Below are 9,521 nucleotides of genomic sequence, written 5' to 3' on the forward strand. Positions count from 1 at the left end.
TGCCGTGCCGGGTGCCCCGCAGTAGGCGGGGAATTACCAGACACCACCTAGTTCGGCTTGCGGCCGGGTGGGGTTACGGTGCCGGGTGGCGGTGTCGTGGCGCCTGGCGGTGGGGTCACGGTGCCCGGCTTCGGGCCGCAGCGGATGTCGTCGGCCGCGTTGTACTTCGTGACGAACGACTCGGTCTTCTGCCGGACGCCGTTCTTCGCCAGGTACCGGTAGATGGTGATGTCGAAGCCCGGGGTCGGCGCCTGCGCCTCGCACTTGGCGGCGGTGTTGTAGACGACCTTGGGCTGCCGGACGTTCGTCTTCCCGGACTGCCCGGCGGTGACGTCCCAGACCTTCGTGCCCCAGATGATCACCCGGATGCTGCCCTTGCTGCCGGCCGTGGACGCCTTGAAGACCGTCTGCACCAGCACCCCGTGGCCGGAGTCGTTCAGGAACTTCAGGTCCAGCGACGGCCAGGCGACGGTCGCCTCCCGCCCGACCGGGTACCGGCTGATGTAGACACTGTGCGCCTTGTGCTCGACGAGTTTCAGCCCGGCGAAGAAGGCCGCGTTGAACGTGGTGGTCGCCGACTGCGAGACCCCGCCGCCCAAGTCTTTCTCGAACTTCCCGCCGCTGATGATGTAGCCCTCGGTGAACCCGTTCTCCTTGGTCCGCTCGCCGACGATCTTGTTCAGGCTGAACGTCTCGTTCGGCTTCAACAGCGTCCCGTTGATCTTCCGCGCCGCCGTACCGATGTTGATGTTGCGGTACGCCGCGTCCGGGAACTCGGTCTGGAACTCGCCCATCTTCTCGGTGATCCCGAGCGCGGTCGCCTGCGCGGTGGTGAACTTCGCCTTGGTCGCGACCAGCGGTACGACGGCCCGCCGCTCGCCGGTCGGCTTCGGCAGCACCGACAGGATCGCGGCGCCGACCTTCGCCCGGTCGACGACCATCCCGTCGACCGCCGGGACCACCTTCGGCCCGGCGCCGACGATCTGCACCGTCGCGTCCTTCGGCAGCGTCTCCAGGGTCTTGAACCGCTGCTGGAACACCGGCTCCAGGGCCTTGGTGTTCAGCGCCGGGATGACCTTGCCCTCCTGCACGCTGACCGACAGCGCCGGGGCGAGCTCGGCCGGGGTCAGGTCGACCGACTTCGAGCCGACGGTCAGCCGGACCGGACCGGCCATGGCCGGCTCGGCGAAGTCCTGGACGGCCTTGTCGATCGCGTCGGAGGCGGCCTGCGGCTTGGTGGTGCTGACCGGCAGCTCCTTGGCCTTGCCGTCCGTCGGGTACGCCGCGACCACGGCGTCGGCCGCCTTCGCGGTGTCCAGCTCCAGGCCCTCCGCGGGCTCGTGCTTGACCGGTTGGGTGCCCTTGAACGTGATCGTGCCCTCAGTGGCCTTGCGGTTCACCTGGCCGGCCAGCTTGTCGACGGCGGCCTTCAGCTTGCCGCCGTCCTTGGTCACCACCGGGTCGACCGCGTCGCCACCGGCGAGCGCGTGCCAGATCCGGCCCGGCGCCAGGCTGCGGCCCGCGCCGGCCGCGTCGACGGTCTTGCCGACGTCCACGGACAGCCCGGCCTCGGCCGGTACCACCTGGAACTTCGACCCGCCGGCGGTCAGCGCGATCGGCGCCGCCACCCGGTCCTTCAGGCCGTCGGTCAGCTTCGCCTGCGCGGCGTCCTTCGACAGGCCCCCGATCGGGATTCCGAGCACGGTCGTGTCGGCGGGAATCTTGGAGCCCGCGAACGCGAACGCGGCGCCGTACCCGACCACGATCACACCGAGCCCCGCGGCGGCGATGATCCCCGCGAGCTGCTTTCTCCCCACCGGACAGAGTCCTCCTGCTCGAGCGCTGGTCAGGGCACAAGCGCACATCCTACGGGACGTAGCGGCCCTGACCACCCCTCGGGGCAGCCCGTCGGCACCCGGGGACAACGGTCAGTTTCCGGGCAGATTCCGGTAGTGACCGGCCGAGTAGAGCAGCACTCCGGGATCCCCCGGCCCGCCGGTCGCCAGGCTCAGCACCTCACCGACCACGATCGTGTGGTCTCCCCCGTCGTACGTCGCCCAGGTCCGGCACTCGAGCCAGGACAGCGCCCCGTCGACGGTCGGGCACCCGGTCTTCGGGCCGGCCGTCGTGGCGATGCCGTCGAACTGGCTGTACAGGTCCCGCCCCGACCGGGCGAACCGCTCCGCGACCGGCCGCTGTTCCCCGGACAGCACCGAGATCGCCCAGTACCCGCAGTCCAGTACGGCGGCGTGCATCCGGACACCCTTGTCCACACAGACCAGGACCAGCGGCGGATCGAGCGACACCGAGGTGAACGCGTTCGCGGTCATCGCATGCGCGACGCCGTCCTGCAGCGTGCTCATGATCGTGATCCCGGACGCGAACCGCCCGAGCGCAGCACGGAACTCCGCGGACGGCACGCTCCCACCGGGCTCGATCGAGGACACGTCAGCAGGTTATGCCCGGTCAGAGGTTGATGCCTCAACCCGGTGTGTGGAGCCGGTCACGCCGCATCGGCACGGCGGAGCCGGGTACCCGGACACCATGGTTGGCGAACGGCAGAGCTTCGGGCACCGAAGCGGGCCCGCGGTTCGGCTCGGCGTCGGCGCACTGTTCGTGTCGGTGTCGTCGGTACTCATCGATCTGGCCCGTACGACGCCCGGCACCGCGAGCTTCTACCGGTGCGTACTGTCGCTCCCGCTGCTCGCCGTCGTCGCGGCGCTCGAACGGCGCCGGCACCGCTCACTCGACCGGAACCAGATCTTGCTCGCACTGCTGGCCGGTGTCTTCTTCGCGGGCGACATGCTGTTCTGGACGCGCGCGATCGAGGAGGTCGGCGCGGGGCTGTCGACCGTGGTCGTGAACGTCCAGGTGGTCGGCGTACCGCTGCTGGCCTGGGCGATCGACGGCGAGACCGTACCGCGTCGCTTTGTCGCCTGGGTGCCGGTGATGCTCCTCGGCGTCGCACTCACCGCCGGGCTGGTGGACGGCGGTGCGGCCGGAACGAATCCGGTCTCGGGCACCATCCACGCCGTCCTGGCTGCCGCCTGCTATTCGGTCTTCCTGTATCTGCTCCGGCGCAACGGCGCGAACGGCCGGCCGGTGCAGAACTACTTCGTCGTGATCGCCTCGGCCGGCGTGGCCTCGCTGATCGGCGGAGCCCTGTGGCACGGCGTCGACCTGACGCCCGGGCTCCGCGTCATCGGCTGGCTGATCGGTGTCGCCGTCGCCGGGACCGTGGTCGGCTGGCTGCTCGTCGCGACCAACTCACCACTGCTGCCGAGTCACGTGGGCGCGGCCCTGCTGATGCTGACGCCGGTCGGCGCGCTCGTGCTCAGCGCTGTCGTGTTGCACGAGCGGCCGACCGTGCTCCAACTCATCGGCTCGGTGCTGATCGTGGCCGGCGCCTACTTCTCCGGCAACCGGCTCAGAGTCCGGCGAACAGGTCGTGCTCGAGGCCGTCCGCGTCCGGGGCGGCGGTGCCCTTGACCAGCCGGTACGGCTCGGAGGCCCAGATCTGGTTGCCGTTGTTGTTCGACAGCGCGAAGAACGGGCCGTCGACGGTGATCTGGGTGGCGTGCGCCTTCATCGCGTTCATCTTCCGGTCGAGGAACTCCTCGCCGGAGATCACGCAGTCGATCAGCCGGTCGGGGGTGATCATCGGCGGCAGCGGGCCGTCCGGGTCCATCCCCTCGAAGGTCGTGGTGTCGCCCGCGTCCCGGAGCGCCCGCAGCTGCTCGCGCATCCGCGACTCGGCCATCGCGGTCCAGTAGATCTTCGGGATGTCCCAGGCCGCGCCGAGATCCTCCCGGTACGACCGGGCGGCGGCCAGGTCGGCGGCGTACGTCGCGACCCGGTGCACCTTGATGTGGTCGGGGTGGCCGTAGTTGCCGTACTGGTCGTAGGTGATCAGGACCTGCGGGCGGACCTCCCGGATCACCGGGACCAGGTCGTTCGCCGCGGCGAGCAGGTCGGCCTGCCAGAAGCTGTCCTTGCGGGTCTCCGGCGGGACGTCGGCGTTGCCCTGGTCGTTGTAGATCATCCCGGTGTCGCGGTACTTGCCCGCCTCGCCGAGGAACCGGTGGTCGGTGACGCCGAGCTCGGACATCGCATTCGCCAGCTCGCCGATCCGGTGCCGGCCGAGGCCGTCGTCCTGGTCGGCGGCCAGGTGCGCGAGCTCGGGGACCAGCACCTCGCCCTCTTCGCCGAGGGTGCAGGTGATCAGCGTGACGTGCGCTCCCTCGGCCACATACCGCGCCATCGTTACACCGTTGTTGATGGTTTCGTCGTCGGGGTGCGCGTGCACCAGCAGCAGCCGGCGCTCAGCAAGCTCAACCATGCCGAAAGCCTACGTCGGCCCGCGGACAGTTTCCGGCGCCCGGTCGCTCAGCCGAACCGGCGGACCAGCAGGCAGCCCGCCTGGAACCGCGACTTCGCGCCCAGGCCCTTGATCAGCGCGCTGATCTCCGCGCGCACCGTGCGCAGCGAGAGCCCGAGCTCGCGGGCGATCGCCGCGTCCTTGGCGCCGGTCGACATCATCCGGCCGATCGCCACCTGGCGGCTGGTCAGCTCCCGGACCGCGGCCGGGTGCCGCCGGTGCGAACCGAGCTCGTACACCTCGCAGACCACCTCCGGCGCGCCATCAGCCTCATACATGGCCTCTCTCCGCACCGCTGGAACTGCCGGGTACACCGACATACGCACTCCTCCCCAAGAGTCAGGCAAGGATTCTCGTTCGGCGACCGGATCGCTCACCAGGTACAACCCATACAAACGACCCATACAGTTCCGCAGCGTGAGCGAATGGCGGCGATGGGCAGTGTGACTTCTGCCACTCAGAGCCGGGCCCGGAGCTCCCGGACGAAGGGCCGATCGGGGACCAGCCAGCCCGCCTCGTCCAGCTCGGCGGCGGCGAACCACCGCAGCTCAGAGTGTTCCCGCAGGACCGGGTCGCCCGAAACCACTGACGCGAGATAGACGTGCAGCTGATACTCGGACGAGATGTTCACCGCCGGCCCGAGCGACTCCCCGACCTTGATCTCCAGGTCCAGTTCCTCACGGATCTCCCGGACGGCGGCCTGTTCGTCGGTCTCCCCCGGCTCCACCTTCCCGCCCGGGAACTCCCACCCGCCCTCAGGCCCAGGACGGTACGCCGCGAGCACCCGCCCGTCCTCTGTTACTGCCACTCCCACAACGGTCTTCACGTCGCGACTCTGCCAGAAACTGTCCACGGCATGCGGCACGATGCTGTCATGCCCTTGCAGAACAGGGTTCTGCCCACCCAGGAGATCGTGGCCGACGCCGGCCGCGGGTTGCTGATGGGCAACCGCGGCAGCATCCACCGTCCCGACCGGACGCTCGGCACGACCCGCTGGCGCTCGAAGGCGTGGATCTGCTGCGTCCTTGACTGGAAGGGGATCCGGCGCGACCCGATGCCGCCGGGGCGGTGGACCGCACTGTTCTTCTTCGACGAGGCCGTCGCGCTGGCGGCCGGGCACCGGCCTTGCCATTACTGCAGACGCAGGGATTTCTTGCTGTACGCCGGAGCCTGGGCCGCCGCCAACTCCCTGGCCGAGCGCCCGAGGGCGGCCGAGCTGGACGCCGTACTGCACCATCAGCGGGTCGAAGGACGGACCCGGCGGCAACGGACCACCATCCAGAACCTCTCCGAACTACCCGACGGGGCGATGGTGCGGTTCGACGGGGCGCCGGCGTTGGTGCTCGGCGGCCGGGTGTTGCCGTGGGCATGGGACGGGTACGGCGCTCCGCTCGCACCGGCCGGGCTTGATCAAGTCGAGACGCTGACGCCACCGGCGAATCTTCTTGTGTTGCAGGGCGGATTCGCTCCATTACTCCACCCGACGGCGGGTCGCAACTGAGGTAAGCCTAACTGGAAACACGCCGTACCGAGGGGTCTTCCGTTGGGCGCTCGGCAGGGGCAAAGTGTGCCCATACTGACAGCTACACAACCATTACTGGAGTCGGCATGAGCGCTGAATTCAATGCGGGGTCAGGCGAGGTTGCCGCAGTCGCCCGCGCGCTCGAAGGGCTGCACGCCGCCGTCGGCCGGCTGAGCCAGGAGTACGGTGACACCCTCGGCATCCGCCGCCTGGTGTCCGATGTGGCCCGGCTGAGCGACGATCTCGCAGAGCTCGGCCCGCCCGACCCCAGGCACACGCCCGGACCAGTTCCGGAGGAACTCGAGGAGATTCCCGACGTGGAGTATGACGCGTCCATGTGGACCGACGCGGAGCACGAAGGCTTCGGCGCACCGGACAGGCACGCCCCCTGATGACTACCGGAGTAAGCGCACCGGGCCGCGCTCAAGTAGGCCTCAAGACCGCAAGATCGGACAAGTGGTGGCTCGCGCCGTTGCGCATCGGCGTGATCCTGCTGTTCTTCATCGTCTACGCGACGGTCCGGATCTTCATGAACAAGTGGTACTGGGTCGACGCGTACCACTACCTCACCCCGCTGTACTCGCCGTGTGTGACCAGCAGCTGTGTCCAGGGCTCGAGCCATCTCGGCACCTGGTTCGGCAACTTCCCGCGCTTCCTGCCGTTCAGCCTGATCACGTTCGTGGTCCTGGCCGGCTTCCGCGGGACCTGCTACTACTACCGCAAGGCGGGCTACCGGTCGCTGTTCTTCGCGCCGGCCGCGTGCGCGGTGCCCGAGCCGCACAAGCAGTACACCGGTGAGCGGAAGTTCCCGCTGATCGCGCTGAACCTGCACCGCTACTTCTTCTACGGTGCGCTGCTGTTCGGCCTGCTGAACATCTACGACGGCGTCCAGGCCTTCCACGGCAAGGGCGGCGGCTTCGGCTTCGGCCTCGGCACGCTGATCATCTGGATCAACCTGGTCTGCCTGTGGCTGTACACGCTGTCCTGCCACGCCTGCCGGCACATCGTCGGCGGCCGCCTGAAGAACTTCTCCAAGCACCCGATGCGCTACCGGTACTGGACCTTCGTGTCCAAGCTGAACCCGAGGCACGGCACCTTCGCGATGATCTCGCTGTTCACCGTGATCCTGACCGACTTCTACATCATGGCGGTCTCCGCCGGATGGTTCTCCGACCTGCGCTTCATCAATTGAGGATTCATGACTGAGCTGGAACGACACTCGTACGACGTCGTCGTGATCGGGGCCGGCGGCGCCGGTCTGCGGGCGGCGATCGAGGCCCGTGAGCAGGGCAAGAAGACCGCGATCATCTGCAAGTCGCTGTTCGGCAAGGCGCACACGGTGATGGCCGAGGGTGGTTGCGCGGCCGCGATGGGCAACGCGAACTCCAACGACAACTGGCAGACCCACTACCGCGACACCATGCGCGGCGGGAAGTTCCTGAACAACTGGCGGATGGCCGAGCTGCACGCCCAGGAGGCCCCGGACCGGGTCTGGGAGCTGGAGACGTACGGCGCGCTGTTCGACCGGACGCCGGACGGCAAGATCAGCCAGCGGAACTTCGGCGGCCACACGTACCCGCGGCTCGCGCACGTCGGCGACCGCACCGGCCTGGAACTGATCCGCACCCTGCAGCAGAAGATCGTCTCGCTGCAGCAGGAGGACTTCGCGGCCACCGGCGACTACGAGGCCAACCTCAAGGTGTACGCCGAGTGCACGATCACCGAGCTCATGAAGGACGGCGACGCGATCTCCGGCGCCTTCGGGTACTGGCGGGAGTCCGGGCGGTTCATCCTGTTCGAGGCGCCGGCCGTCGTACTGGCGACCGGTGGCGTCGGCAAGTCCTTCAAGGTCACCTCGAACTCCTGGGAGTACACCGGTGACGGGCACGCGCTGGCGATGCGGGCCGGCGCGACGCTGATCAACATGGAGTTCATCCAGTTCCACCCGACCGGCATGGTCTGGCCGCCGTCGGTGAAGGGCATCCTGGTCACCGAGTCGGTCCGCGGCGACGGCGGCGTACTGAAGAACTCCGAGGGCAAGCGGTTCATGTTCGAGTACGTGCCGGACGTGTTCCGGGCGCAGTACGCGGACACCGAGGAAGAGGCCGACCGCTGGTACAAGGACGCCGACAACAACCGGCGCCCACCGGAGTTGCTGCCCCGCGACGAGGTCGCCCGGGCGATCAACTCCGAGGTGAAGGCCGGCCGCGGTACGCCGCACGGTGGGGTGTTCCTGGACGTGTCGACCCGGCTCCCCGCCGAGGAGATCACCCGGCGGCTGCCGTCGATGCACCACCAGTTCAAGGAACTGGCCGACGTCGACATCACCAAGGAGCCGATGGAGGTCGGCCCGACCTGTCACTACGTGATGGGTGGCGTCGAGGTCGACCCGGACACCGCGTCCTCGAAGGTGCCCGGCCTGTTCGCGGCCGGTGAGGTGGCCGGCGGGATGCACGGCTCGAACCGGCTCGGCGGCAACTCGCTGTCCGACCTGCTGGTCTTCGGGCGGCGCGCGGGCCTCGGCGCGGCGACGTACGTCGACTCGTTGCCGGCGCGGCCGAAGATCGCCGAGGCGGACGTGGACGCGGCCGCCGCGGAGGCGCTGGCGCCGTTCGAGCTGGAGGGTGGCGAGAACCCGTACACCATCCACCAGGAACTCCAGCAGTCGATGAACGACCTGGTCGGCATCATCCGCAAGGAAGCCGAGATGGAGCAGGCGCTCGGCCGGCTGGCCGAGTTCCGGAGCCGGATCGCGAAGATGACGGTCGAGGGTCACCGGCAGTTCAACCCCGGCTGGCACCTGGCGCTCGACCTGCGGAACATGCTCACGGTGTCCGAGTGCGTCGCGGGCGCGGCGCTGCTGCGGCAGGAGTCGCGCGGCGGTCACACCCGCGACGACTTCCCGGTGATGAACGCCGAGTGGCGCAAGAAGCTGCTGGTCTGCGCGCTCGACGCCGACGGCTCGGTGAACGTCACCGAGGAGCAGCAGATCCCGATGCGCGAGGACCTGCTGGAGCTGTTCGAGGTCGACGAGCTTTCGAAGTACCTGACAGACGAGGAGCTGCCGGCCAGATGAGCTATCAAGGGAAATTCCGCGTCTGGCGCGGGGACTCCGACGGCGGCGAGCTGAAGGACTACGAGGTCGAGGTGAACGAGGGCGAGGTCGTCCTCGACGTCATCCACCGGCTGCAGGCCACCCAGGCGCCGGACATGGCGGTCCGGTGGAACTGCAAGGCCGGCAAGTGCGGCTCCTGCAGCGCCGAGATCAACGGCATGCCGAAGCTGATGTGCATGTGCCGGATGAACACGTTCGAGGAGGACGAGGTCGTCACGGTCACGCCGATGCGTACCTTCCCGGTGATCCGGGACCTGGTCACCGACGTCTCGTACAACTACCAGAAGGCCCGCGAGGTACCGGCCTTCAAGCCGCCGGCGGACCTGAAGCCCGGCGAGTACCGGATGCAGCAGCAGGACGTGGAGCGCTCGCAGGAGTTCCGCAAGTGCATCGAGTGCTTCCTGTGCCAGAACACCTGCCACGTGATCCGGGACCACGAGGAGAACAAGGAGAACTTCTCCGGTCCGCGGTTCCTGATGCGGATCGCCGAGCTGGACATGCACCCG

11 protein-coding genes are annotated in these 9,521 nt (G+C 68.6%); 6 read left to right on the plus strand and 5 right to left on the minus strand.

Going from position 1 to position 9,521, the window contains the following annotated elements:
• Nucleotides 1–47 precede the first annotated feature (47 nt).
• Together VFF46_RS03935 and VFF46_RS03940 are read right to left on the minus strand one after the other, a co-directional pair.
• Entirely contained in the window at nucleotides 48–1,817 is a 1,770-nt protein-coding gene (locus VFF46_RS03935) for a VanW family protein (RefSeq protein WP_325035623.1), read from the minus strand.
• A gap of 111 nt (nucleotides 1,818–1,928) precedes the next feature.
• Complete coding sequence (locus VFF46_RS03940; RefSeq protein ID WP_325035624.1) at nucleotides 1,929–2,447, minus strand: flavin reductase family protein; 519 nt, start codon at nucleotides 2,445–2,447, stop codon at nucleotides 1,929–1,931.
• A gap of 97 nt (nucleotides 2,448–2,544) precedes the next feature.
• Between VFF46_RS03940 and VFF46_RS03945 the strand changes: the two genes are divergently transcribed.
• On the plus strand, nucleotides 2,545–3,489 hold the full coding sequence (locus VFF46_RS03945; protein WP_325035625.1) for a DMT family transporter: 945 nt from the start codon (nucleotides 2,545–2,547) through the stop codon (nucleotides 3,487–3,489).
• On the opposite strand, the gene mshB is transcribed toward VFF46_RS03945, so the two are convergent.
• The 3 genes from mshB to VFF46_RS03960 form a co-directional block, all read right to left on the minus strand.
• Nucleotides 3,428–4,339 carry an N-acetyl-1-D-myo-inositol-2-amino-2-deoxy-alpha-D-glucopyranoside deacetylase gene (mshB, locus tag VFF46_RS03950; RefSeq protein WP_325035626.1) on the minus strand — a complete coding sequence of 304 codons (912 nt, stop codon included), beginning with the start codon at nucleotides 4,337–4,339 and terminating at the stop codon, nucleotides 3,428–3,430. The two genes, VFF46_RS03945 and mshB, sit on opposite strands and share 62 nt — an antisense overlap.
• A gap of 47 nt (nucleotides 4,340–4,386) precedes the next feature.
• Nucleotides 4,387–4,656, minus strand: a complete 270-nt coding sequence (locus VFF46_RS03955) for a response regulator transcription factor (protein WP_325035627.1) — start codon at nucleotides 4,654–4,656, stop codon at nucleotides 4,387–4,389.
• A gap of 179 nt (nucleotides 4,657–4,835) precedes the next feature.
• On the minus strand, nucleotides 4,836–5,204 hold the full coding sequence (locus tag VFF46_RS03960) for a (deoxy)nucleoside triphosphate pyrophosphohydrolase (RefSeq protein ID WP_325035628.1): 369 nt from the start codon (nucleotides 5,202–5,204) through the stop codon (nucleotides 4,836–4,838).
• A gap of 48 nt (nucleotides 5,205–5,252) precedes the next feature.
• Here VFF46_RS03960 and VFF46_RS03965 point away from each other — a divergent pair, with 48 nt between their 5' ends.
• The 5 genes from VFF46_RS03965 to VFF46_RS03985 all read left to right on the plus strand — a co-directional run.
• Entirely contained in the window at nucleotides 5,253–5,879 is a 627-nt protein-coding gene (locus VFF46_RS03965; RefSeq protein ID WP_325035629.1) for a hypothetical protein, read from the plus strand.
• A 107-nt stretch (nucleotides 5,880–5,986) separates the two neighbouring features.
• On the plus strand, nucleotides 5,987–6,292 hold the full coding sequence (locus VFF46_RS03970; protein ID WP_325035630.1) for a hypothetical protein: 306 nt from the start codon (nucleotides 5,987–5,989) through the stop codon (nucleotides 6,290–6,292).
• Nucleotides 6,292–7,092, plus strand: coding sequence for a hypothetical protein (locus tag VFF46_RS03975; RefSeq protein ID WP_325035631.1), 801 nt, complete (start codon nucleotides 6,292–6,294; stop codon nucleotides 7,090–7,092). Before VFF46_RS03970 ends, VFF46_RS03975 begins: the two co-directional genes overlap by 1 nt.
• A gap of 6 nt (nucleotides 7,093–7,098) precedes the next feature.
• On the plus strand, nucleotides 7,099–8,976 hold the full coding sequence (locus tag VFF46_RS03980; RefSeq protein WP_325035632.1) for a fumarate reductase/succinate dehydrogenase flavoprotein subunit: 1,878 nt from the start codon (nucleotides 7,099–7,101) through the stop codon (nucleotides 8,974–8,976).
• A partial coding sequence (locus VFF46_RS03985) for a succinate dehydrogenase/fumarate reductase iron-sulfur subunit (RefSeq protein ID WP_325035633.1) occupies nucleotides 8,973–9,521 on the plus strand: 549 nt, incomplete at its 3' end. The genes VFF46_RS03980 and VFF46_RS03985, both read left to right, overlap by 4 nt.

This window comes from Kribbella sp., from assembly GCF_035655035.1.
In the GTDB taxonomy this organism is placed as follows: domain Bacteria; phylum Actinomycetota; class Actinomycetes; order Propionibacteriales; family Kribbellaceae; genus Kribbella.